This is a genomic window from Arthrobacter sp. TMT4-20 (assembly GCF_054510775.1).
Genome location: NZ_JBTNDW010000002.1, coordinates 66,361 through 90,901 on the forward strand (window position 1 = coordinate 66,361; position 24,541 = coordinate 90,901).

At 64.4% G+C, this 24,541-nt stretch carries 21 protein-coding genes; 6 read left to right on the forward strand and 15 right to left on the reverse strand.

Annotated features, from left to right (window positions below; all coding sequences use genetic code 11):
- Positions 1 to 5: 5 nt before the first annotated feature.
- Positions 6 to 1,409, reverse strand: a complete 1,404-nt coding sequence (locus tag ACX80Z_RS03400; protein WP_459314908.1) for a M20/M25/M40 family metallo-hydrolase — start codon at positions 1,407 to 1,409, stop codon at positions 6 to 8.
- A gap of 61 nt (positions 1,410 to 1,470) precedes the next feature.
- Between ACX80Z_RS03400 and ACX80Z_RS03405 the strand changes: the two genes are divergently transcribed.
- Positions 1,471 to 2,043, forward strand: a complete 573-nt coding sequence (locus ACX80Z_RS03405; RefSeq protein WP_116777933.1) for a DUF3043 domain-containing protein — start codon at positions 1,471 to 1,473, stop codon at positions 2,041 to 2,043.
- 86 nt (positions 2,044 to 2,129) lie between these two features.
- Here the strand turns inward: ACX80Z_RS03405 and ACX80Z_RS03410 are convergent, their stop codons facing one another.
- A complete protein-coding gene (locus tag ACX80Z_RS03410) occupies positions 2,130 to 3,206 on the reverse strand; it encodes a quinone-dependent dihydroorotate dehydrogenase (RefSeq protein ID WP_019482762.1) in 1,077 nt (358 codons plus the stop codon).
- Positions 3,207 to 3,307: 101 nt separating this feature from the next.
- Between ACX80Z_RS03410 and ACX80Z_RS03415 the strand changes: the two genes are divergently transcribed.
- Positions 3,308 to 4,402: an alpha/beta hydrolase gene (locus ACX80Z_RS03415; RefSeq protein WP_459314909.1), complete on the forward strand. Its 1,095-nt coding sequence runs from the start codon at positions 3,308 to 3,310 to the stop codon at positions 4,400 to 4,402.
- 68 nt (positions 4,403 to 4,470) lie between these two features.
- On the opposite strand, the gene ACX80Z_RS03420 is transcribed toward ACX80Z_RS03415, so the two are convergent.
- The 3 genes from ACX80Z_RS03420 to leuA all read right to left on the reverse strand — a co-directional run bounded on the left by ACX80Z_RS03420 (position 4,471) and on the right by leuA (position 7,868).
- Positions 4,471 to 5,277 (reverse strand): isoprenyl transferase, encoded by an 807-nt coding sequence (locus ACX80Z_RS03420; RefSeq protein ID WP_019482764.1) that lies wholly within the window; start codon positions 5,275 to 5,277, stop codon positions 4,471 to 4,473.
- On the reverse strand, positions 5,274 to 6,023 hold the full coding sequence (gene recO / locus ACX80Z_RS03425) for a DNA repair protein RecO (protein ID WP_019482765.1): 750 nt from the start codon (positions 6,021 to 6,023) through the stop codon (positions 5,274 to 5,276). Before recO ends, ACX80Z_RS03420 begins: the two co-directional genes overlap by 4 nt.
- Positions 6,024 to 6,119: 96 nt before the next feature.
- Positions 6,120 to 7,868, reverse strand: coding sequence for a 2-isopropylmalate synthase (gene leuA, locus ACX80Z_RS03430; protein ID WP_459314910.1), 1,749 nt, complete (start codon positions 7,866 to 7,868; stop codon positions 6,120 to 6,122).
- A 266-nt stretch (positions 7,869 to 8,134) separates the two neighbouring features.
- On the opposite strand from leuA, the gene ACX80Z_RS03435 reads away from it, so the two are divergent.
- Entirely contained in the window at positions 8,135 to 10,084 is a 1,950-nt protein-coding gene (locus tag ACX80Z_RS03435) for a M13 family metallopeptidase (protein WP_459314911.1), read from the forward strand.
- Positions 10,085 to 10,099: 15 nt separating this feature from the next.
- Here ACX80Z_RS03435 and ACX80Z_RS03440 read toward each other — a convergent pair whose 3' ends face one another.
- The 5 genes from ACX80Z_RS03440 to ACX80Z_RS03460 form a co-directional block, all read right to left on the reverse strand.
- Positions 10,100 to 11,626, reverse strand: a complete 1,527-nt coding sequence (locus tag ACX80Z_RS03440; RefSeq protein WP_459314912.1) for an LCP family protein — start codon at positions 11,624 to 11,626, stop codon at positions 10,100 to 10,102.
- A 112-nt stretch (positions 11,627 to 11,738) separates the two neighbouring features.
- The gene (era, locus tag ACX80Z_RS03445; RefSeq protein ID WP_019482768.1) at positions 11,739 to 12,668 is read right to left on the reverse strand and encodes a GTPase Era; all 930 of its coding nucleotides are present in this window, start codon (positions 12,666 to 12,668) and stop codon (positions 11,739 to 11,741) included.
- On the reverse strand, positions 12,665 to 13,957 hold the full coding sequence (locus ACX80Z_RS03450; protein ID WP_443110918.1) for a hemolysin family protein: 1,293 nt from the start codon (positions 13,955 to 13,957) through the stop codon (positions 12,665 to 12,667). Before ACX80Z_RS03450 ends, era begins: the two co-directional genes overlap by 4 nt.
- A gap of 20 nt (positions 13,958 to 13,977) precedes the next feature.
- Positions 13,978 to 14,451: an rRNA maturation RNase YbeY gene (gene ybeY / locus ACX80Z_RS03455; RefSeq protein ID WP_019482770.1), complete on the reverse strand. Its 474-nt coding sequence runs from the start codon at positions 14,449 to 14,451 to the stop codon at positions 13,978 to 13,980.
- Entirely contained in the window at positions 14,448 to 15,512 is a 1,065-nt protein-coding gene (locus tag ACX80Z_RS03460) for a PhoH family protein (protein ID WP_459314914.1), read from the reverse strand. The genes ybeY and ACX80Z_RS03460 overlap by 4 nt, the downstream gene beginning before the upstream one ends.
- Positions 15,513 to 15,854: 342 nt before the next feature.
- Here ACX80Z_RS03460 and ACX80Z_RS03465 point away from each other — a divergent pair, with 342 nt between their 5' ends.
- A complete protein-coding gene (locus tag ACX80Z_RS03465) occupies positions 15,855 to 16,808 on the forward strand; it encodes a GerMN domain-containing protein (RefSeq protein WP_459314915.1) in 954 nt (317 codons plus the stop codon).
- A 90-nt stretch (positions 16,809 to 16,898) separates the two neighbouring features.
- Here ACX80Z_RS03465 and ACX80Z_RS03470 read toward each other — a convergent pair whose 3' ends face one another.
- From ACX80Z_RS03470 to hrcA, 3 genes are all read right to left on the reverse strand, one after another.
- Complete coding sequence (locus ACX80Z_RS03470) at positions 16,899 to 17,654, reverse strand: 16S rRNA (uracil(1498)-N(3))-methyltransferase (protein WP_459314916.1); 756 nt, start codon at positions 17,652 to 17,654, stop codon at positions 16,899 to 16,901.
- Positions 17,655 to 17,656: 2 nt separating this feature from the next.
- The gene (gene dnaJ, locus ACX80Z_RS03475) at positions 17,657 to 18,784 is read right to left on the reverse strand and encodes a molecular chaperone DnaJ (protein WP_019482775.1); all 1,128 of its coding nucleotides are present in this window, start codon (positions 18,782 to 18,784) and stop codon (positions 17,657 to 17,659) included.
- A 106-nt stretch (positions 18,785 to 18,890) separates the two neighbouring features.
- Positions 18,891 to 19,904: a heat-inducible transcriptional repressor HrcA gene (gene hrcA, locus ACX80Z_RS03480; protein ID WP_019482776.1), complete on the reverse strand. Its 1,014-nt coding sequence runs from the start codon at positions 19,902 to 19,904 to the stop codon at positions 18,891 to 18,893.
- Between the two features lie 150 nt (positions 19,905 to 20,054).
- Here hrcA and ACX80Z_RS03485 point away from each other — a divergent pair, with 150 nt between their 5' ends.
- Positions 20,055 to 20,921 carry a DUF3097 family protein gene (locus tag ACX80Z_RS03485; protein ID WP_024475924.1) on the forward strand — a complete coding sequence of 289 codons (867 nt, stop codon included), beginning with the start codon at positions 20,055 to 20,057 and terminating at the stop codon, positions 20,919 to 20,921.
- An 87-nt stretch (positions 20,922 to 21,008) separates the two neighbouring features.
- Entirely contained in the window at positions 21,009 to 21,440 is a 432-nt protein-coding gene (locus ACX80Z_RS03490; RefSeq protein WP_024475925.1) for a DUF4870 domain-containing protein, read from the forward strand.
- 3 nt (positions 21,441 to 21,443) lie between these two features.
- Here the strand turns inward: ACX80Z_RS03490 and hemW are convergent, their stop codons facing one another.
- Complete coding sequence (hemW, locus tag ACX80Z_RS03495; RefSeq protein WP_459314917.1) at positions 21,444 to 22,673, reverse strand: radical SAM family heme chaperone HemW; 1,230 nt, start codon at positions 22,671 to 22,673, stop codon at positions 21,444 to 21,446.
- 2 nt (positions 22,674 to 22,675) lie between these two features.
- Entirely contained in the window at positions 22,676 to 24,529 is a 1,854-nt protein-coding gene (gene lepA, locus ACX80Z_RS03500) for a translation elongation factor 4 (RefSeq protein ID WP_116777831.1), read from the reverse strand.
- Positions 24,530 to 24,541: the final 12 nt, after the last annotated feature.

Here is a 24,541-nt window from a genome sequence, read left to right on the forward strand (position 1 = left end):
GCTTTTCACAACCCGTCGGTATTGATCCGGGACAGCATGAGGGCCTCGGCGAGGACTGCCTTCTGGAATTCGGCAAGGTGCAGCGATTCGTTGGCACTGTGTGCCCTGGAGTCCGGATCTTCCACCCCAGTGATCAGAATCTGCGCGGAGGGGTAGACCTCGGTGAGATCGGCGATGAACGGGATCGACCCGCCCATACCGGCTTCAACCGCCGGGACCCCCCACGATTCTTCGAGCGCCCAGAGTGCGGTCTTTGCTGCCGGTGCGGTGGTGTCGGCAGCGAAGGCGTTGCCGGTCTCCCCCGCGGTGAACGTGACCCTCGCGCCAAAGGGGGCGTTGCGTTCCACATGGTCCCTCACCGCGGCCATGGCCGACGCCGGGTCCTGGCCGGGGGCGAGTCGCAAGCTGAACTTGGCTCGGGCCCGGGGAAGCAGGGTGTTGGACGAGAGCGCAACCGTTGGTGCGTCGATCCCGATGATGGAGAGTGCGGGTTTGGTCCAGAGCCGCGAAGCGATCGATCCGGTGCCGGCGAGACGAACGCCGTCGAGCACTGACGCATCGGCCCGGTAATCGGCCTCGGGGTAGTCGACCGTCGCGTCGTCACCGCCGGCCAGACCGGCGATCGCGACGTCACCGGCGTCGTCATGGAAGGTAGCGATCAGACGGGACAGCAGGGTCGGCGCGTCGAGCACCGGTCCACCGAACATTCCCGAATGAACGGCATGCTCCAGGACCTGCACCTCGACGGTCCCATCGACGAGGCCACGCAGGCTCGTGGTCAGCGCCGGAACCCCGACCTTCCAGTTGCTGGAATCTGCCACCACTATGACGTCTGCCTGCAGCAGTTCCCGGTGGGTTTCGAGGAAGGTCCTGAAGGTCGGCGAGCCGGCCTCTTCCTCACCCTCGATGAACAAGGTGACGCCGACGCCGAAGTCCTCCCCCAGCACCTGGTCGAGTGCACGCAGTGCACCTAGGTGCGCCATAATGCCCGCCTTGTCATCGGCGGCTCCCCTGCCGTAGAGCCGGCCGTCACGTTCGACGGCGGTAAACGGTTCACTGTCCCACAGCTCCAGATCGCCGGGAGGCTGGACGTCGTGGTGGGCATAGAGCAGCACGGTCGGTTTGCCTGGGGCGGCGGGGCGACGCGCCACGACAGCCGGGCCGCCCGGCACCCCGTCCGTGCTGACCCGCAGCACCTGGACGTCGCTGATGCCTGCGGCGCCGATGAGCTCGGCGACGGCGGCGGCGCTGCGATCCAGTTGCGCCGGGTCGAAGGCTTCCCAGGCGATTCCCGGAATGGCCACCAGGCCGACGAGCTGACTGACCGTCTGGTCGAACCCGGCGGCTACTGCCGCCCGGAGTTCCTGTACTGAATAGTCGGTGCTGGACGAAGGCTGTTCGGGAGTCATGCTGTCGACCTTACACAGTGACCGGGACCACGGGTCCGATCAGGCCGGGTATCCTTGGAGGGTGTTTGGACGAAAAAAAGAGGCCCCTGAGGCCCCAGTAGACCAGTTACCCGCAGAGCGCCCAGTAGGCAAGGGAGCGCCGACGCCACGCCGTAGCTCGCAGGAGGCTGCGCGGAAACGGCCGTTGGTGCCTGATGACCGGAAGGCAGCCAGGGCCGCAAGCCGTGATGCGCAGCGGGCAGAGCGGCTCAAAACGCGCCAGGCCCTCGATACCGGCGATGAACGGTACCTACCGTTGCGAGACAAGGGCCCAGCCCGTCGTTACATCAGGGATTTCGTCGATGCCCGCTGGAACCTCGGAGAATTCCTGATGGTTGCCGCCCTGGTGTTTGTGCTCCTGAGCTTTGTGCAGAACCTCCAGGTACAGGCGATCGTGTTGAACGCCTTCTGGATCCTGATCCTCGCCGTTGTGCTGGACTGTTTCCTGTTGCGGCGTTCACTTAAGTCGAAGCTGACCGCCAAGTTCGGCGAGCCTGCCCGCGGTGACCTCTGGTACGGAGTCACCCGTGGGCTGCAGCTCCGCCGGCTGCGGCTGCCCAAGCCGCTGGTGAAGCGCGGCCAGTACCCCGCCTGACTATCTCTAGAAAAATAACCCCGGGGCGCCCAGCGGCCCGGGGTTATTTTTTTCGGGGTTATTTTTGCGGGGTCACTGTTTCGGGGTCACTGCCGTGCCGCGAGCAGGGCTTCCAGGCGCCGGTTGATGTGCCGGGCCCAGAATGGTCCTTCGTAGAGGAACGCGGTGTAGCCCTGCACCAGGGTGGCGCCGGCATCGAGGCGTTCGAGGACGTCCTCCGCTGACTCGACCCCGCCCACCGACACGATCGCCAGGTTCTCACCGGCGGCGGCGCGGAGACGGCGAAGCACCTCGAGCGAACGCTGCTTCAGCGGCGCCCCGCTGAGGCCGCCGACTCCACACTTCATGACGGTCGCGTTGTCGGTCACCAGCCCTGACCGTGTGATGGTGGTGTTCGTCGCGATCACGCCGTCCAGTCCAAGGTCGACGGCGAGGGCCGCGACGTCGTCGATGTCCTGGTCCTCAAGATCGGGTGCAATCTTGACCAGGAGGGGAACCGGCCGCCCGGCGGCCTCATCGGCCGCTGCCCTGACGGCAGTGAGCAGGGGTCGGAGCGATTCGACGTTCTGCAGGAGGCGCAGGCCGGGCGTATTTGGTGAGCTGACGTTGACCACCAGATAGTCGGCGGCGGGCGCCAGCTCGCGGGTACTGACCAGGTAGTCCTCGACGGCGTCGCGGAGATTGACCGACTTCGTCTTCCCGATGTTGACCCCGATCATCGGCCGGTTGGCGACGTACCGCCGTTCGAGTTTGGTGCGTGCCGCCCTCAGCCGCGGGGCAACGGCCGCGGCGCCGTCGTTGTTGAAGCCCATCCGGTTGATCACTGCCCGGTCGGCGACCAGTCTGAACAGCCGCGGGGTCGGGTTGCCCGGTTGCGCCTGCCCGGTGATGGTGCCCACCTCGATGTGCCCGAATCCCAGGCTGGTGAGTGGGGTGATGCCGTGCCCTTCCTTGTCGAATCCGGCGGCCAGACCGAACGGGGAAGGGAAGGTGAGCCCGAAGGCTGAGGTCTGCAGGCCCGGGTGCGGTTTGGTCAGGTGCCGCAGTACCAGGCCGGCCGGCGTACGCTCGGCCACGCGAATCAGCCGGAAACCAATGCGATGGGCCTTTTCGGCGTCCATGCGGGCAAAGACCAGTTGAAAAAGGGCAGGGTAGATTCGCATGATCTAAAACTCCCACGCTGGGGCGGTCAACAACAACTTGCGTTGCACGCACCGACCAGCGAATCTGCTGGACCCGTGGTGAGACGGGCTACAGTTTTCGAATGGGGCTGACATGGAGACCGGATTATCTGGGCGACGGATTCACCGCCGCCGACCTCAAACTGGCTGCTGATGATGAGGGGCCCTGCGTCGCCACACTGGTGACCTACACGCCGCCAGTCACCGCTGAAACTCCCCCGACGCCGGAGACCTCCCCCGGCCTGCAGCACCTGGCCAACTGGTGGTCCCGCTTGACGGCTCGGCTGGCCCCCGTCCCGGAGGCCCCGAGCGTCGCCCCTCCCCCAGTCAGCGCCGTCCTGTACATCCACGGTTGGAGCGACTACTTCCTGCACCGTGGCCTGGCTGCCTTTTGTGCCGACCGCGGCGTTGAGTTCTATGCGCTGGATCTGAAAAAGTACGGGCGTAGTCTCCGTGACGGGCAAACCCCCGGCTATGTGGCGAACCTCGACGAGTATGACGAGGATATTGACGCTGCGCTGCAGGCGATTGAATCCCGGGTCAGGGCGCGCCACGGCGTGGGAACCGACGTGTTGATTCACCTGATGGCCCACTCGACGGGCGGGCTGATCGCTTCCCTGTGGGCCCACCGCAACCCTGGCAGGATCGAGAGCCTGATCCTGAACAGCCCCTGGCTCGATGTGCAGAGCAACCCGATCCTGCGTGGCGCAACCCAGGGCCTGTTGGACCCCATCATCCGGTTCAAGCCGAAAGCGAAGCTGATCTTGCCGGAGTTTGGCTTCTATTGGCGCAGCATCAGCAACGCCGCCGACGGCGAGTGGGAAATCCACCCACAGTGGCGACCCGAGTTCGGCTTCCCGATCCGGGCCGGCTGGGTTGCAGCAGTGTTGGCGGGCCACGCACAGGTGCGGAGGGGCCTGGCCATCGACGTGCCCGTCTTGGTTCTGGCCTCGGCCCGCTCGTCGGTCAGCCCGGTCTGGAATGACTCAATGCTGACCTCGGATAGCGTGCTCGATGTCACCCTGATGACCCAACGGGCGCTCCAGCTCGGCCCCACCGTCACCGTCTGCCGGTTTGAGGGCGCCCTGCACGATGTCCTGCTGTCCCGGGAACCTGTCCGCCGCGGGGTATACCGATCCCTGGATCGGTGGCTGCGCTGCCAGCAGCAGGCAGGCTGAACCTGCCAGCCACTAAGGGGACGCTACCGGGTCACCACCGGGACGCTACCGGGTCGGCCGTGGCGGCATTATTTGGTCGCTGGCGACGACTGATCCACGGCGCCCCCGAACCGTCGGTCACGGCCCGCGTATTCGCCGATGGCCCGCCACAAAACCCGACGGTCGACGTCGGGCCACAGCACGTCCATGAACACCATCTCTGCGTAGGCGGACTGCCACAGCATGAAATTGGAGAACCGTTGCTCCCCGGACGTCCTCAGGAACAAATCCACGTCCGGGAGGTCGGGTTCATCAAGGTACTTTTGGATGGTTTTCTCGGACACGGCCGACGCACGCAGCCTACCGGCCTCCACTTGCTCGGCGATCGCTTTGGCGGCGTCGGCGATTTCGGCGCGGCCACCATAGTTGACGCACATTGTCAGGGTGCAGGTAGTGTTCCCCAGGGTCTGCTGTTCGGCTACTTCGAGTTCCTTGACCACCGACTGCCACAACCGTGGCCGCCTGCCCGACCAGCGAATCCGCACCCCCCACGCGTCGAGTTGATCACGTTGCCGGCGCAGCACATCCCGGCTGAACCCCATCAGGAAACGCACTTCCTCGGGCGACCGTTTCCAGTTCTCGGTGGAGAAGGCGTACACGGACACGTGCTTCACCCCAATCTCGATGGCGCCGGCCATCACATCGAGCAGCGCAGCCTCACCCGCCCGGTGCCCCTCTGTCCGGGGCAACCCGCGCTGGTTGGCCCATCGGCCGTTCCCGTCCATCACAATCGCCACGTGCTTTGGCACGAACTGCGCCGGGATAGCCGGTGCCACCTCGCCCGATGGATGGGGCCATGGCCGGACGGGGCGGGTACCTGGTCGGTCCTGGTTCACTGACGCTCCACTAGTTTGAGAGATTTGACGACGCGTTCGAGGTGCCACTGTAGATAGCTTGCCACCAATCCCGCCGCCTCCCTGCGGGATTGCGGACTGGAGGCATCCGCTGTTCCCCAGTTTCCGGACAGGAGGGCGGCGAGCAGTTCCATAGACTCCGGCGCTGGCGATGCCGCACCGGGTGGCCGACAGTCGGGGCAGACGCCGCCACCGAGCGGTGCCGAGAACGCGGTATGAGGGCCGGGCGTGCCGCAACGGGCGCAGTCGGTGAAGCTCGGCGCCCACCCCGCGGTGGCAAGAGCCCGCAACAGGTAGGAGTCGAGGATCAGCTCCGGCGCGTGCAGTCCCCTGCTCAGGGCGGACAGGGCCCCCACGATCAGGTTGTACTGCGCACCGGAGGACTCGCCGTCGGCGTCGGTCAGCCGCTCGGCGGTCTCCGCGATCGCCGCAGCGGCGGTGTACCGTCCGTAGTCGGCAGCGATCCCATGCCCGTAGGCTCCCTTGGTCTGCGCCTGCGTGACGACGTCGAGGTTGCGGCCAGCCACCAGCTGCAGATCGACCGTCATATAGGGTTCCAGCCGGGACCCGAACTTGCTGCTGGTCCGTCGCACGCCTTTGGCTACCGCCCGGACCTGCCCATGGTCGCGGGTCAGGAAGACAATAATCCGGTCAGCTTCGCCCAGCTTGTAGGTGCGCAGCACCACGCCTTCGGCGCGGTAGGTGCGGGAGGCGAAGGACGAAGACACAGACCTATTTTCGCACCCCTTGGGCCGCACGTGTGCATCCGTCGGCGGTGAGCCCCACCCGATGGATGCACACGCGGCGCCACGTGGCTGCTGCAGCTAGCTGGGCTGCTGCTGGTCGCGGATCGCCCGGTTTACGGCAGAAATGACCGCCTTCAGTGCGGCCATGGTGGTGTTGGCATCGATGCCGATACCCCACAGCACGCGTTCCCCGATGGTGCACTCGACATAGGCTGCGGCGCGGGCGTTGCCGCCAGCGGACAGTGCGTGCTCGGTGTAATCGAGCACGCGCACATCCACCCCGTCTTCGCCGAGAATGGCGAGCAGCGCAGCGATCGGGCCGTTCGCCTGGGAGGAGCGTCGCTGCTGGACGCCGTCCACGAGCAGGGAGGCGGTCAGTTTGAAGGAGTCGTCCTCAGCAGTCGCGGTGTTGACGCTGGTGAGTGCGTAGTGGCCCCAGGTGCCCGCTCCTGCGGCGCGACTCGGCAGGTACTCGTCCTGGAACACCTTCCAGAGTTCGGCTCCGCTGATTTCCCCACCGACGGTATCCGTGCGGCGCTGGATGACCCCCGAGAACTCGATCTGCGCGCGGCGGGGCAAATCGAGGCTGTGCTCGTTTTTCAGCAGGTACGCCACGCCACCCTTGCCGGACTGCGAGTTCACCCGGATCACTGCCTCATAGCTGCGCCCGATGTCCTTCGGATCGATGGGCAGGTAGGGGACCGCCCAGGGGATGTCCTGGACTGTTGTTCCAGCCTCGGCGGCGTCGCTCTCCATTCGCTCGAAGCCCTTCTTGATCGCATCCTGGTGTGAGCCGGAGAAGGCTGTGAACACCAGGTCGCCGCCATAGGGTGAGCGTTCGGGGACGGGGAGCTGGTTGCAGTATTCCGCGGTCCGCCTGATGTGATCGATGTCGGAGAAGTCGATCATCGGGTCGATGCCCTGACCGTAAAGGTTCATGCCGAGGGTGACCAGGTCCACGTTTCCGGTGCGTTCACCATTGCCGAACAGGCATCCCTCGATCCGATCAGCCCCCGCCAGGTAGCCGAGCTCCGCCGCTGCTACCCCGGTGCCACGATCGTTGTGGGGGTGGAGCGACAGGATGATGTTTTCACGGTTGTCCAGGTTCCGGCACATCCACTCGATGGAGTCAGCGTAGACGTTGGGGGTGGCCATTTCGACGGTTGCCGGGAGGTTCAAAATCATCTGGCGGTCGGAACTCGCCTCAAGCACAGCCGCGACCTCGTTGCTGATTCGTGCGGCGAATTCCAGTTCGGTGCCGGTGAAGGACTCGGGAGAGTACTCGTAGGTGACCTCGGTGTTCCGCAGGGTCTCCTCGAACTTCTTACACAGCCGCGCCCCGGTCAGTGCGATGTCGATGATGCCGTCCATGTCCTGGTTGAACACCACCCGGCGCTGCAGCACCGACGTCGAGTTGTAGAGGTGGACGATGGCCCGGTCTGCGCCCTCGATCGACTGGTAGGTGCGCTCGATCAGGTGTTCCCTGGCCTGGGTGAGGACCTGGATGGTGACATCGTCGGGAATCCGGTCCGTCTCGATCAGCTGGCGGACGAAATCGAAATCGGTCTGTGATGCCGACGGGAATCCGACCTCAATTTCCTTGTAACCCATCTGAACGAGCAGGTCGAACATCTTGTGCTTGCGTTCGGGGCTCATCGGGTCGATGAGGGCCTGGTTGCCGTCCCTCAGGTCAACGGCGCACCAGCGTGGCGCCTGGGTGATGACCTTGTCGGGCCAGGTGCGGTCGGGCAGCTGAACCGAGATCTGATCCTGGAAGGGCGTGTATTTATGGAACGGCATTCCGGAGGATTTTTGTGCGTTGCGCATGGGGTGTGGCCTGTTCTGTGGAGGTTCGCGGGGCAGACTCTTCAGCAGTCCATGTGTCGGGACTAAAACCAGATATCTGGGCTGGGGCCGGGCATTACAGACTCCGCAGCGGGGAATCGGCCTTGACCGTGTCGTGTTGACTACCTGGTCGTGATGGCCCCGCCGCGGCAGCTAAGAAGGAGCAGTTCTGCGCGCACAAGCCAACCCTAGCACGGAGCATAGGATGGGCTTCGGACTGATTCGACTCACACCAGTTAGGAAAACCCATGGCATTGGCAGGGACCACAGAGGCGGCAACAGACACCGACGCGAGGGTGCAGGACGACCTGTTCCGGCACGTCAACGGGACCTGGCTGAACTCCACGGAGATTCCTTCGGACCGGCCCCTCGAAGGAGCATTCACCCAGCTGCGGGATGCCGCTGAACTGGCCGTGCGGCAGATCATCGAGGATGCCGCGGCCACAGCTGATCCGGCCGGCGACAACTTCAGGATCAAGGCTCTCTACAGTTCATTCATGGCTGAGGAGCGGATCGAGCAGCTGGGTGTCGCACCGGTGCTTCCGCTCCTCGATCGGATCAACGCCGTAACGTCGACCGCGGAACTGGTCGCTTTGGACGGTGAGCTCACGCGGTCCGGAATTGCCGGCCTTGCGCTGCCCTATGTCAGTAACGACGCCGGGAAACCCGAGCGCTACCTGCTGCACCTGCACCAGTCCGGCCTCGGAATGCCCGACGAATCGTATTATCGGGAAGAAAAATTCAGTCAGACCCGAGCCGAGTACCTGACCCTGCTCGTCGCCCTGCTCACCGCGGCGGGTGACCCCGAGGCTCAGACTCGCGCGGAGGCAGTCGTCGAACTGGAGACCCGGCTCGCGTCCTCCCACATGGATGCCGTCACCCGCCGCGATCCGCAGGCCACCTACAACCTGCTGACCGGCGACGCACTGGCCGAGCTCGCCCCCTTCAGCAGCTCCTGGCTGGAGCAGCTCACCCGGGGGCGTGAGGGAACCGACGAAGTGGTCATCAATCAGCCGGACTATCTGGCAGCTGTGGACCAGCTGCTGGCGGTCGAGGATCTGAGTGTCTGGAAGAGCTGGCTGACCACTCGGGTGCTGCTGCACGCGGCAGGCTATCTCAGCAGTTCCTTTGTGGACCCGGCTTTCGCCTTCTACGGCACCCACCTCAGTGGCACACCCGAGATCAAGGACCGCTGGAAGCGTGGGGTGGCGCTGGTTGAGGGTGCTGTCGGCGAAGCTGTGGGGCGGGAGTACGTCGCGAGGCATTTCCCACCGACCCACAAGGCCATCATGCTCGACCTGGTCGAAAACCTTCTCGCCGCGTACCGGGTAAGCATTACCTCGCTCGACTGGATGACCGACGAGACGAAGACCCGTGCCCTCGCCAAACTGGACCGGTTCCACACCAAGATCGGTTTCCCGGACCAATGGATCGACTATTCGTCACTGGAGATTGTCGACGGCGACACCTACGGCAACGTTCGCCGCTCCACCGCATTCGAACTGGACCGCCAACTCTCCCGACTGGGTGGTCCGATCGACCGGGGTAACTGGCTGATGACCCCGCAGACCGTGAACGCCTACTACATGCCGACGATGAACGAGATTGTGTTCCCGGCTGCGATCCTGCAGCCACCGTTCTTCGACGTCGACGCCGACCCGGCAGTGAACTACGGGGCAATCGGGGCGGTGATCGGTCACGAGATCGGTCACGGCTTCGACGATAAGGGCTCCCAGTACGACGGCAGCGGGCGCCTCGAAAACTGGTGGAGCGACCAGGACCGTGCTGCCTTCGACTCGCTCACCCAGCGGTTGGTGGACCAGTATGATGCGCTCTGCCCTGCTGAGGCGCCAGGAAGTTCAGTCAACGGCAGCCTCACGCTGGGCGAGAACATCGGGGATCTGGGCGGTCTGTCGATCGGCTACCGCGCCTATCTGCTGAGCCTGGACGGCGCCGAGCCGCCAATCGTGGCTGGGCTGACCGGGGCCCAGCGCTTCTTCTTCTCCTGGGCCAGCTGCTGGCGGCAGAAGATCCGCGCCGAGGAAGCGCTCCGCCGCCTGACCATTGACCCCCACTCCCCCAACGAGTTCCGCTGCAACCAGGTGGTGCGGAACCTTGACCAGTTCCATGACGCCTTCTCGGTCACGGACACCGATGACCTGTGGTTGGACCCGGCTGAGCGGGTCCGGATCTGGTAGCCGTTTTCGGCTGCTCTAGGACTGGCAGGTCACCTGATCGGCGGTCTGGCCCGTCAGGGTCGGCGGGAGCCCGTCGGTGTCGACGGTCGAGCCGGCGGTGAAATCAGTGCCAACGCTCAACGCCAGACCCACGGTGGCCGGGCTGGACAGGACCTGCACCTCAGCGAGTCCGAACAGTTCGGCCACTGCCACGCCGATTGCCTCATAACCCGATCCGACGAAGAGCTGGGTTGCCGGAGTTGCCACGTCCTCGGTGACTACTGCCTGGGTGTAGCCCTCCTCCACGAGAAGGTCCTGGATCTCCTCACCCCGATCGGTCTTTCCCGAGGAGTCGATGATGGTGAACGGAACGGCTGCCGGATCGAAGTCGAGGACCGGCTCGTCGGTCGGCTCGGCGTCGGGCGAGGCGGAAGCATCGGTGGTTCCCGACGGGTCTGACTCCGACGGCTCCGGCTCGGGTTCGCCGACGATGCTGCGATCGGCGACCAGCGCCTCGAACAGTTCCTCGGCTGGTTCCGCATCGGGGATCAGCCGGTTCAGGTCAGGCTCGTAGGGCAGCACGGGCATTGTGACGAAGGCTACCTTGGCAAGGTCAACGTCCTTGAGCCGGTCGGCCAACCGCAGGAGATCGGGAATCTGGCTCAGGCCGTCGTCGACCGTCAGGTTCTTGGTGATGGTCTCGGCGATCGCGTACATCCGGGGCAGGTTGGTGAGGGTGCCCTCGTCCTGGATTTTGCGCGCCATCGACGCCATAAACGACTGTTGTGCGCGGATTCTGCCTTCATCCCCACCGTCGCCAAAGGCATGCCGGGTCCGCAGGAAAGCCAGGGCCTGTTCGCCCTCCACCTCGGAGGTGCCGGCGGGAAGGCTCAGCCCGGAGTAGGTATCCTCAACCGCGTTGTTGACACAGACCTCGACCCCACCCAGAGTCGACGAGAGTTCCTTCACCGCGTTGAAATCCGCCATCATAAAGTGGTCGATTTTCAGCCCGGTGAGCTCGTTGATTGCGGCCACCGTGCACCCCGGCCCACCGTTGCCGAGCGCACCGTTGAGCATCGCGAGGTCCTGCGAGGGGGTCATTGTCCCGGTCTCCGGGTCCAGGCAGGCGGGCAGCGGGACCAGCAGGTCGCGGGGGAAACTGACCATTGTGACATTCTCGCGGTCGGCCGAGAGGTGCATCAGCATCATCACGTCGGAGTTGCCGGTTTCGGTGGTGAATTCGGCTCCGCCGTAGGCAGCGTTTTCGGCGCCCTCACGGGTGTCGGTTCCGAGAACGAGAATCTGGACCGGGTCCCGGTCAAGATTGGCCTTGTCGGTCTCGTTCCGGTCCGTCGAGAGGTTCAGCGGCTGGGTTGCCACATTGCCCTGCAGCCGGAGAAGCTGCACTGAAGCGAACCCGACTCCAGCGACGAGGACGGTTGCCAGGGCGATAGCGATAATCTTCAGGACCCGCGGTGGTGCCTGGTGGCCCAGGTGGCGTCCCACGGGGGCTCCCGCCGAATCCTCAGCGTTCTGGCCAGCATCGGCGTGTCGACGACTCATGCGTTGCAGCCCTTTCGAAGAATTCGGTCGGTAGTCGTTGGCGTGCGTGCCAGCTGAGCAAATAGCTCCCAGCCACTAAAAACAACGTGTGTTGCAGCCGGGTAGTGCCCGGTCAGAAGCCCAGGCGCACCAGCTGCTTGGGATCGCGCTGCCAATCCTTGGCAATTTTGACGTGCAAGTCAAGGTAGATCCGGGTGCCCAGCAAAGCTTCGATGCTCTGGCGCGCGTTGGTGCCAACCTCGCGGAGACGCGCGCCGCCCTTCCCGATGATGATCGCCTTCTGGGAGGAACGTTCGACGAACAGGTTCACCCTGACGTCGAGGAGCTGATTGTCGGCGCTGCGACCCTCCCGCGGAACGATTTCGTCCACCACCACGGCGAGCGAATGCGGCATTTCGTCGCGGACACCCTCCAGGGCGGCCTCTCGCACCAGTTCAGCAACCATCACGGCTTCCGGCTCGTCGGTGAGCGCGCCGTCAGGGTACAGGGCTGGTGATTCCGGCATATGCGAAACGAAAACGTCGCCGACCGTTTCGACCTGGAACCCGTCTGCAGCGGACACGGGAACGACATCGGCCCAGCCTTGTTCCCCCAATACTTCCTCGCCGAGGGCGACGACGGCCATCAGCTGGCGGGTCAAGGCCGCCCGGTCCACCAGGTCGGTTTTGGTGACGACGGCGATCAGTGGTTTCCGCTGCAACCGGGAGAGCTGCGAGGTGATGAACTTGTCACCGGGGCCGATTGGCTCGTTGGCCGGGATGCAAAACCCGATGGCATCCACTTCGGCCAGGGTGTCCGCGACGAGGTCGTTCAACCGCTGGCCCAGCAGGGTGCGGGGACGGTGCAGGCCTGGCGTGTCGACGAGGATCAGCTGGGAGTTCTCGCGGTGCACGATTCCCCTGATGGTGTGACGGGTGGTCTGGGGTTTGGACGAGGTGATTGCCACCTTCTGTCCCACCAGCGCGTTCGTCAACGTCGATTTGCCTGCGTTGGGCCGGCCGACCAGGGAAACAAACCCGGCCCGGTGCTTCTGTTCGCTCATGATATTCCGCCGTGTCCTTGAAGTTGTGCGGGATTCCGGTCCCGGCCGTCGTCGTCGAATGCTGGTTCCCGTTTCCACACAATAAGGTGCGAGACCCGGTTGCGGCGCCCCTCGACACGTTCGGCGCGGAGGCCGATACTGCCGACAGTTACCTCGCTGCCCACGATCGGGACCCGGCCCAGTGTCTTGGCGAGCAGTCCACCAACGGTGTCCACCTCGTCGTCTTCCAGGTCCACGTTGAAGACTTCGCCCAGGTCATCAATTCCCATCCGTGAGCTGATCCGGTATTCGCCGTTGCCCAGTTGTTCAAGTTCCGGCACCTCCGAGTCATACTCATCGACAATCTCCCCAACGATTTCCTCAATGAGGTCCTCAAGCGTGACCAGCCCTGCCGTTCCACCGTACTCGTCGATGACGATGGCGACGTGGGTCGATTCCCGCTGCAACTCCTGCAGGAAATCGCTGACCGGCTTGGACTCGGGGACGTAGCGCACTCCCCGGCAGATACCGTCGACCAGGTCCTCGTCGCGACCGTCGGGCCCATGCAGTTGGGCCACGACATCCTTGAGGTAGAGGATCCCGATGATGTCGTCAGCACTGTCGCCAATCACCGGGATCCGCGAATAGCCAGAGCGGAGGAAAAGCGACATCGCCTGTTTCAGGGTGGACCCGGTTTCGATGGGAACCATGTCGGTGCGGGGCACCATCACTGCCCGCACCTTGGTGTCACCCAGTTCGAAGACTGAGTGAATCAGTTCCGCTTCGCTGTCCTCGATCATTTCGGCGTCGTTGGCACGGGAGAGCAGTTCGCGGAATTCCTCTTCAGTGAAGAACGCCGCCTCGGCCCGGGCCGCACCCGGGGTAATGGCACTTCCGAGCGCAACGAGCCACCGCGGGATCGGTCCGAGGATCCCGCACAGGAATCTCACCAGACCCGCGGTCGCTGGAACCACTTTGCTCGCGTGGGTCCGGCCGAGCTGGCGCGGTGAAACGCCAACGAGCACGAATCCGACGGCGGCCATGGTGGCGGTGGCGAGCAGACCGGCAATCCAGACGTTGTTGAGCAGGTCGTGGAAGAGGATTGCGACCGCCACAGCGGCTGCCATCTCGAACCACACCCGCCAGAACCTGAGGGCATGCATGTGGGCGATCGGTGAGGCGAGGATACGCTGCAGCGACCGGCCAGATTTGCCGGCCAGAAGTTCTTCGCCTTCCTGGCGGGGCAGGTAACTGAAGGCGGCCTCGGCTGCGGTTACCAACGCTGCGACCAGAACAAACCCCAAGGCCATGAAGGCCAGCAGCCAAATGATCAACTGATTGTCTCCTCGGGCGCTTTTCCGCCCAGATAATCGGCCAGCAGACGGCGTTGCAGACCGAACATTTCAGCCTCGTCCTCGGGTTCGGCGTGGTCGTATCCGAGGAGGTGCAACAGTCCGTGGGTGGTCAGCAGCAGCAACTCTTCCTGGGTTGAGTGCCCTGCCTTCTCGGCCTGGGTCTGCGCCACCTCGGGGCAGAGGACAACATCACCGAGCACTCCCGCTGGTGTGAGCCGCCCCGCCGTGCCTGGTCGTAGCTCGTCCATGGGGAAGGACAGGACGTCGGTGGGACCCGGTTCGTCCATCCATTCGATATGCAGTTTCTCCATTGCGGTGGTGTCGACCAGGATGATCGAGAGCTCAGCTTCCGGGTGCACGAAGAGACTGTCGAGCAGGAACCGGCCCAGGCGGATCAGGTTTTCCTCGTCCGCCGCTATCCCCGACTCGTTGTTGACCTCGATGCTCATGGTTTGCCTCCAGCCGGTTTGGCCCCGGCATGACCGCGCGGGCCACGGTGATCCCGGGCAGCTGAGGCCCGCTGGTTCTCGTCCCAGGCACTGTAGGCCGTGACGATGTCGCCCACCAGCCGGTGCCTGACGACGTCGGAGGCGTCGAGGGTGCGGAAGCTGACGTCCTGCACACCCTGAAGTATTTCACTGACCACCCGTAGCCCTGAGTTGGTCCCGCCGGGCAGGTCCACCTGGGTGACGTCGCCGGTGACCACCATCTTCGAACCGAACCCCAGGCGGGTGAGGAACATCTTCATCTGCTCGGGGGTGGTGTTTTGGGCCTCGTCCAGGATGATGAACGCATCGTTGAGGGTACGGCCCCGCATGTAGGCGAGAGGTGCCACCTCGATGGTGCCGGCCGCCATCAGTCGAGGGATGCTGTCCGGGTCCATCATGTCGTGCAGCGCATCGTAGAGCGGACGCAGGTACGGGTCGATCTTGTCGCTGAGGGTGCCGGGCAGGAATCCGAGCCGCTCCCCCGCTTCGACGGCCGGGCGGGTGAGGATGATCCGGTTGACTTCCTTATGCTGCAGCGCCTGAACAGCTTTGGCCATGGCAAGGTAGGTTTTCCCGGTGCCCGCAGGGCCGATGCCAAACACCACCGTGTGCCGGTCAATCGCCTCGACGTAGTCCCGCTGGTTCAGGGTCTTTGGCCTGATAGTCCTGCCACGGGAGGAGAGGATGTTCATGGTGAGGACATCGGAGGGACTACTCACCGACTGATCCTTCAACATGGACACCAGCTGTTTGAGAACCTGGGGGTTGACGGTGGTGTTGTTGGCTGCGAGGGTGCGGATCTCGGAGATCAGACGTTCGGTGCGCGCGACGTCGACGGCTGGGCCCGTGATCGACAGCTCATTACCCCGGACGTGAAGATTGACCCCCACGAAAGTGCTCTCGATCAGCCTCAGCGCCTCATCGTTGGTTCCAAGCGCTTGAACCATTTGTTCCGTCGAATCGAAGTGGACCACCTTCGTGTCCAAGCCCACTGCGCTGATGCCAACTGAAGAATCGGTCATATAATCGGCCCTCGCGGCCTTCCATCTCTCCTTGAATCGGTTGGTGACGGCATACCGCCCCTTGACTAATCTTACGTTACGTCCCTGCCCGGCGGCCGTCCCCGGCCACCGGATTCCGCCGTCGACGGAACCGGAGGTTTTGCGGCGTCTCCGCGCGCTCAGGAAGCAGATGATCTCATCTGGGCAACGGCCCGGTTTCAATCCTGTCTCAGTCCGGCGACGACTTGGCTAAACCCCGTTCGGAGCCTGTTGCCATATGCGAAGCTGGAAACGTTGCTTTGAGTGCATTACTCGGCGGCGCACCAATCCGGCCGAGTGGCACAGCGAAAGGACAGGACGCGAATGGAGTGGTCCTTTCAACGCGATGCTGCCCGGCGCTGGCCTGGACGCGCTCTCTCGGTCACCGCGCTAATCGTCCTCGCTGGTCTGGGCCTGGGTGGCTGCGCACCGGTCCCCGGCGATGATGCGACGGCCTCGCTTTCTGGACGACCAAACACGTCAGCTGGCCCACCGTCGGCAGAGCACTCCGCAGTGACGGAATCCGCTACCCTGCGCAACCTGCTCCCCGTCTACTGGATGGGAGACAACGACGGAAGCATCCAGCTCTACCGGGAGTTCCTGGACGGCGGGAACGGTGGTGACCCAATCGCGGCGGCGGTCCAGGCGATGACCGCCAACTCACCAATCGATCCCGACTACTTTGGGTCGTGGTCCCCCGCCGAGTCTGTCAGCGCATCAATCTCCCCCGACAACGTTATTACGGTCGATATCTCGGCCGAGGCCTTCGATGCGCAGCTCGACCAGGGTGCCGCCTATCGTGCCATCCAGCAGCTCGTATACACAGCCACAGCGGCGGCGGCCAACGCGGGCCTGGTCTCGGGCGGTGACCCCAGCCGCGTCGTCGTCCTGGTGGACGGAGCGGCGGGGTTCAACGCTTTCGGCCACATCGAACTCGGTGGCCCGTTGCAGCGGGACTCGGCGTTGATGGCTCCGATCTGGATCATCGAACCCCAGCATGGGGCGGTCCGCGACCAGCCGACGATCACCGTGTCAGGCAGCGGAATGACGGAAAACGCGGTCCTGCACTGGCGGATCGACGAAGTGGTCGGCGATGAGCTGGAATCGTACCGCACTGGAACGGTGGGACTGGACGCCAGCGCCAGTTCCCCCGGACTCTTCGAGTTCACGATCGCCCTGGTGCCCGGTGAATACGAGATCAGCGTTTTCGACCGTCCGCAGGGCGTCCAGGAGAACCGTGAACTCGATACCGACACCAAGCGCGTCACGGTGCAGTAGGCAGCTGAGCCTCCTGCTTTCCTTCCCGGGGCTTGCTATTCCCGGGTGAGCACGGGACCTTATTCCCGGGTGAGCACGGAACTGAACCGGCTACCAGCGGCCCAGCAGTTGGCTCAGGACCGCGAGGGCGGCGGGTCCGGCGGTGGAGGAGCGCAGCACCTGGCCGCCGAGCCTGGCCGGATGTGCACCGTTCGACACGAACAGCTCCAGCTCCTGCCCGCTGATGCCCCCCTCGGGGCCGACCACCACTGCAATGCTGGTGGGCGGGGTGTCGGCCTGTGGCCCAACCAGTGCCCCAACCCCATTTTCAGCGTCCTCGTGGAGGATCAGGGCGAGGTCCACGCCGGCAAGCCAGGCTGCCAGAGACCCGCTGTCGTGCAATGGCAGCACCTCGGGGAGGGTGGCACGCCGTGATTGTTTGGCGGCTCCCCACACCGTGGACTCCCATTTTCGCTGCCCTTTGAGCGCCTTGTCGGCGCGCCAACGGACAATACTTCGATCCGCCTGCCAGGGAATAACCGCATCGACGCCCAGTTCAGTGGCGGCCTCGACCGCCAGTTCATCCCGGTCCCCCTTGGCCAGTGCCTGCACCAGGATGAGACGGCAGGCGGGGGCCGGCTCGTCAATCACCGTTCGCACCTCGAGGGTGACTTCCTGCCCGGCGCTGGCCGTGACCACGCCGACGATTCTGCGCCCGCGGCCGTCGGCGACGTCAATCGTCTCGCCGGCTGCCAGCCGTTTGACGGTCGCCGCGTGCCGGGCCTCGGCCCCGGTGAGGGTGAAACTGGCTCCGGGGAGGACAGCAGCCAGCGCCTCAGGGTCTCCGAAGTAGAGTGCGTTGCTCACCCCTAGAGATTACCCAACCGCTCCCGCAACTTCGCGAACACCCCTGAACCGCTGCTGGCCAGCTGACCCTCAACAAATTCCTCGCCGCGGAGCTCGGCAAGTTTGCGCAGCAGCTCTTCCTGCGCCTGGTCAACGTTGCGCGGAGTCTCGACGTTCAGGTGCACCTTGAGGTCACCACGCCCGTACCCGCGGAGGTGGGTGACGCCAAGTCCGCGAAGAGTCACGATCTCGCCCGACTGCGTGCCTGCTTTGATCCCCAGTTCCTGGTCGCCGTCGAAGGAGGCGAGGTTCACGGTGGTGCCCAGGGCGGCGGCGGTCATCGGCACGCTGAGGGTGACGTGGAGGTCATCACCCTCACGGAGGAAGGAGGGATCCGGGTTAACCCGGATCTCCACATAGAGGTCGCCCTGCGGTCCGCCGGCCATACCGGCCTCGCCCTGGCCCCCCAGTTGAATGCGGGTGCCGGTCGACACGCCTGCGGGCACCTTGATGGTGAGGCTCCGACGGCTACGCACCCGACCGTCGCCGTTGCATTCGTTACAGGGGTTCGGGATGACGGTGCCATACCCCTGGCAGGTGCCACACGTGGCACTGGTCATGACCTGGCCCAGAATGGACCGCACCGCACGCTGCACCTGACCCGACCCGCCGCAAATGTCGCAGGTTCGGGGGGAAGTGCCGGGCTGGCAGCAGGACCCGTCGCAGGTGGGACACACTGCTGCGGTATCGACGTCGATCTTTTTGTTGATCCCGAAGACGGCGTCGACCAGGTCGATCCGCACGGCGATCAGGGCGTCCTGGCCGCGACGGGTGCGCGACGGCGGGCCGCTGGCACCACCGCCACCGAAGAATGTTTCGAAGATGTCCTGGAAGGCGAAGCCCGGCCCGGCGTGTCCGCCGCCGAATCCGTTGTCGGTCCCGTTCTCGTTGCCGGTCGTGTCATACACGCGCCGTTTCTGCGGGTCCGAGAGCACCTCGTAGGCACGGGTGACCAATTTGAACTCTTCAGAGGCATCCGGCCCGGAGTTGACGTCCGGGTGCAGCTTTCGCGCGAGCTTGCGGTAGGCCTTCTTGATTTCCTCGCCGCTCGCATCGCGGTTCACACCGAGGACTTCATAGTGATTACTCACTCCTGCACTTCACTTCCTATGTCACTGACCGGTGCAGGGCTTGGTGCCCTGCCGGTATGGGGTCGACTGTTTCTACAACAAGTTCGCTGATGCGGTTACGTCAGGGTTAGTCCGTCAGGATCCGCGATAGGTACCGGGCTACCGCCCGCACCGCCGACATCGACGTCGGGTAGTCCATTCGGGTTGGCCCAAGGACTCCTACCTTGGCCAACGAGTCGGGACCGTATCCGGTGGCAATCACCGAGGCTTCAGCGAGGCCGCCGTGCGGGTTCTCCCGGCCGATCCGCACCGAGACGCCAAACGCATCCTGCTTCATTTCGGAAAGCAGGCGAAGCATTACTACCTGCTCCTCCAGGGCCTCGAGCACCGGCCCGATGCTCAGGGGAAAGTCTACGGTGGATCGGGCCAGGTTTGCTGTACCAGCCATCACAATCCGGTCATCCCGGTTGATCCCGGCCAACTGTTCGAGCGCCCGCGCCAGCACGGTGCCCGCCCTGCGTTGCTGGAACGACAGGGCTCCCACGGCGAGTGCGAGTTCCTGCGGAAGGGACGCCAGCTTGGTGCCGGCGACGGAACCGAGGAAGTGCTGCCGAAGCTCGGCGAGGGATGATTCGGGCACCGGTTCGGGCAGCGGGACAACCCGCTGCTGGACTGTTCCGTTGGTCGCTATGAGCACCACCAGTACCTGGTTGGGCGCCAGTAGGACGAACTCCAGGTGCCGGACGGCTGCGCTACCCAGATGTGGGTATTGGACCACCGCAACCTGATTGGTCAGGTGGGAGAGCAGCCGCACTGTCCGGTCCATGACGTCGTCGAGATCCTCTGCCTCCTCCAGGAGCGCCTGGATGGCGCGCTTTTCGGCAGCAGACAGAGGCTTGACCTCGGAAATCTGGTCGACAAACAGTCGGTAGCCCTTGTCGGTGGGGATGCGACCCGAGCTGGTGTGAGGCGCAGTGATCAGCCCCTCTTCCTCCAGGACAGCCATATCATTACGGATGGTGGCCGATGATACCCCCAGCTGATGCCGCTCCACGAGTGCTTTGGAGCCCACAGGCTCGCGGGAATGCACATAGTCCTCGACGATGGCACGCAACACTTCAAGTCTGCGTGGTTCGCTCACTTTTCACCTCCGCACACGTTTACTGTCTCTTCCGGCAGATCTGGCACTCGACACGCCCAAGTGCCAAGTCTAGTACGTTCGAAGGGATTGTTAGCATTGAAAATCCCTGGCCGGACCGTCCAGCGGCGAGTCGGGAAGTGAGCAACAATTTTGTCCAGTTATGAATGGGGCGCCCAGGACATCTCAGCCCCCCGCCAGGTTTCCCTGCCAAAGGTTCCGGTCAGCCGGGGCCTGGTTCTGGAGGATGTGCAGAGCGGTTACGTTGGCGCAGTGGTCCGGGTGGAGAAATCTGGTGGCATGCACGTCATGGTGCTCGAGGACCGGCGCGGCAGACTCAAGACTTTCCCGCTCGGGTTCGGGTTCCACGTCGACGGCGGGCCCGTTGAGGTGGTGGCACCCGCGCTGGCACCACCAGCGCCAGCCCGCAAGGTGACGGCGTCGGGATCGGTCAAAGTGGAGGGCGCCCGCGCGAGGACCGCCCGGGCCAGCAGGATCTGGGTGGAGGGACAGCACGATGCTGAGCTGATCGAAAAAGTGTGGGGCGACGATCTGCGTCTTGAGGGGATCGTCGTCGAACCGCTGCACGGCGTTGACGACCTTGCCGGGATGATCCGCACCTTTAGTCCTGGACCGAACCGCCGGCTCGGTATCCTCGTCGACCATCTGGTAGCGGGGTCGAAGGAACAGCGCATCGCCCAGGAAGCCATGAAGGTTCCGGGAGCCGCCGCCAACGTCCTGGTGGTGGGACACCCGTATGTCGATGTGTGGCAGGCAATCAAGCCGGCGGCCGTCGGGCTCACCGCGTGGCCGGTGGTACCACGGGGCCAGGACTGGAAGACCGGAATACTCGCCGGCCTCGGCTGGCCGAACGCCGACAAGGCAGCGGTGGCACATGGCTGGAAGCGGTTGCTGGGGTGCGTCAATAGTTACTCCGACCTTGAACCGTCGCTGCTCGGGCGGGTCGAAGAAGTGATCGATTTTTTGACCCCTCCCGGAGATTTCGACGCGACCACCTAAGCCCCAGTGCACGTTTGCTGGCGACGAAGTATCCTAGATAGGAAGGCTCCTGATCAAGGCTGCCCCGAAGCAATAGAGGATGTTCAGTTGTCTAACCCCGCCGACCAGCACGGACACCACGGATCCGAGGACGGCCACGGCCAGCCCCGATCCGCTTTTGAGGGTGCCCCGGCGAATGCCCTGCCTCTGACCGCGACGGAAGACCGGCAGTGGGCAACCCTGTCGCACTTCGGGGGAATCCTCGGTTTCATCCCGTCGCTGCTCATACTGCTGATTTTCAAGAACCGGGGACCTTTCACCGCCCAGGAAGCACGGGAGGCGTTCAACTTCACCTTCCCGCCGACGGTGTTGGCGTTCGTGGCCTGGCTGCTCTCCCTCTTGCCAGCGGTCGGCGGCATGTTCGCCGTCGTCAACGCCCTGATCTGGGTAGCAATCGCCGTATCCTCGGTCATTGCCGGGATTCAGGTCAACCGTGGCCGCCCCTACCGGTACGCGTTCAACCTGCGGCTCTTCCGTTAGGAGCTAATCGGGTAGTAGCCTGCGGACGACCGCGTCGGCGAGCAACCGGCCCTTGCCAGTGAGCGTGATCGTTCCGGCGAAGGCCTCCGCTGCAACGATCAGTTCATCAGCAATCAATCCGGCGACGGCAAGCCGCCCCCCTGGGTGCAGCACCCGGGTTGGTAGGCCCTCGCGCAGCCTGGCGCGAAGCATCACGTCCTCGGTGTAGCGGGTCTCCGCGTCCAGGATTTCGCGGCCAGCGGCCGGTGACACTCCGGTTGAGAGGCGCTGGGCGTACGCGGTCGGGTGCTTCACATTCCACCACCGCACACCGCCCAGATGCGAGTGCGCGCCGGGACCAGCTCCCCACCAGTCGTCGCCACGCCAGTAGGCAAGATTATGCCTGCACTCGTCCGCAGGTGTGCGGGCCCAGTTGCTCACCTCGTACCATCCCAGTCCGGCGGCTGCCATCGCGCGTTCGGCCAGGGCGTACTTCTCGGCGTGATCGTCGTCGTCGATGTCGGGCACCTCGCCACGGCGGATCCGGGCCGCAAGTTTGGTGCCGTCCTCGATAATCAGTGCGTAGGCAGAGACGTGGTCCGGACCGTAGGACAGCGCCGCGTCAAGGGTCTGCTGCCAGTCGGCTGCGGACTCCCCCGGGGTGCCGTAGATCAGGTCAAGGCTGACGCGCAGCCCGGCTTCCCGCGCCCATTGCACGGCCAGTGGCACCCGTTCGGGCGCATGGGTGCGGTCCAGAACCTTCAGCACGTGCGGAACAGCCGACTGCATCCCGAACGACACCCTGGTGAAACCCGCCTGCGCCAGCACCGCAAGAGACTCGGGCGTGACCGAATCGGGGTTGGCCTCCGTGGTGACTTCAGCGCCTGGTGCGAGCCCCCAGTGCCCGACGGCGGTGCGCAGCACCGTCGCCAGATCAGCTGCGGGGAGGAGGGTGGGAGTGCCGCCACCGAAGAACACTGTCGATAGCTGGCGGGGCGCGGTGCCGGAAGCGGTCAGGACACCGGCTGCGAGGTCCAGTTCAGCACTGACCGTTGCGGCATAGCGGTCTTGCGATGCGCCCCCACCCAGCTCAGTGGCCGTGTAGGTGTTGAAGTCGCAGTAGCCGCAGCGCACAGCGCAGAACGGGATGTGGACGTAGAGCCCCAGCTTCCGGTCGGCGCTGCCGACGGCGGCCTGCTCCGGCAGCAGGCCGCTTTCCGGCGCTGGCAAGCCAAGAGGGAGGGCACCTGGCATTGCTACTTCTTGACCTTGTCCTTGGACTCGTCGGTGGTGAGGGCCGCGATGAAGGCTTCCTGCGGGACTTCGACGCGTCCCACCATCTTCATCCGCTTCTTGCCTTCCTTCTGTTTCTCCAGAAGTTTGCGTTTACGGGTGATGTCACCGCCGTAGCACTTCGCGAGGACGTCCTTGCGGATGGCCCTGATGCTTTCCCTGGCAATAATCCGTGACCCGATGGCCGCCTGGATGGGGACCTCGAACTGCTGCCGTGGGATGAGTTCACGCAGCTTGCCGGTCATCATGACGCCATAGGCGTAGGCCTTGTCGCGGTGGGTGATGGCCGAGAACGCATCGACCTGTTCGCCCTGCAGCATGATGTCGACCTTGACCAGGTCGGCGACCTGGTCGCCGTCGCTCTTCCAGTCCAGCGAGCCGTACCCGCGGGTCCGGGATTTGAGGATGTCGAAGAAGTCGAACACGATCTCGGCCAGTGGCAGTCGGTACCGGATCTCCACCCGGTCCTCGGAGAGGTAATCCATTCCGCCCATCACGCCGCGCCGGCTCTGGCACAGCTCCATGATGGCACCGACGAACTCGGTGGGCGCCAGGATGGTCGCCGAAACCATAGGCTCGCGGACCTCGGCGATCTTCCCGGTCGGGTACTCGCTGGGGTTGGTCACATGGACCATCTTTTTGTCCTCGAGCGTCACCAGGTACTCCACGTTGGGTGCCGTGGAAATCAGGTTGAGGTTATGCTCGCGCTCGAGCCGCTCCCTGGTGATCTCCAGGTGAAGGAGCCCGAGGAAGCCCACCCGGAACCCGAAGCCCAGTGCCGCGGAGGTCTCGGGTTCGTAGACGAGCGCTGCATCGTTGAGCATCAGCTTTTCCAGCGCGTCGCGAAGCACCGGGTAATCGGTGCCGTCTAGCGGGTACAGACCGGAGAAGACCATGGGCTTCGCATCGGCATATCCGGGCAGGGATGCCTGGGCTGGCTTGGCCAGGTTGGTAACCGTGTCACCCACCTTGGACAGCCGGACGTCTTTCACACCAGTGATGAGGTAGCCGACCTCGCCCACGCCAAGCCCCTTGGATGGGGTGGGCTCCGGGGAGCTGACGCCAATTTCGAGGAGTTCGTGACTGGCGCGGGTGGACATCATCTGGATCCGCTCGCGGGGATGCAGCATGCCGTCGACCACGCGGACGTAGGTGACGACACCGCGGTAGGTGTCATACACGGAGTCGAAGATCATCGCCCGTGCGGGGGCGTTGGGGTCACCAACAGGAGGCGGCAGGTCCCTGACAATCTTGTCCAGCAGTGCTTCGACCCCCATACCGGTCTTCCCGGAGACCCTGAGGACGTCGTCGGGGTCGCCACCGATCAGGTTCGCCAGCTCGGCAGCATACTTCTCGGGCTGGGCGGCGGGCAGGTCGATCTTGTTCAGGACCGGAATGATGGTGAGGTTGTTTTCCATCGCCAGGTAAAGGTTGGCAAGTGTCTGGGCTTCGATCCCCTGGGCGGCATCGACCAGCAGGATCGCCCCTTCGCAGGCCGCGAGCGACCGGGAAACCTCGTAGGTGAAGTCAACGTGGCCTGGCGTGTCGATCATGTTCAGCGCGTGGCTGACACCGTCGAGTTCCCAGGGCAGCCGCACCGCCTGGGATTTGATGGTGATGCCACGTTCACGCTCGATGTCCATCCGGTCCAGGTACTGGGCCTTCATGTCACGCTGCTCGACGACGCCGGTGAGCTGCAGCATCCTGTCCGCCAGGGTGGACTTCCCATGATCAATGTGCGCGATGATGCAGAAGTTTCTGATAATCGCCGGATCAGTGGCGGCGGGCACCGGTGAGGTGCGGGCCTTGGGTGACACTGGACATTCCTT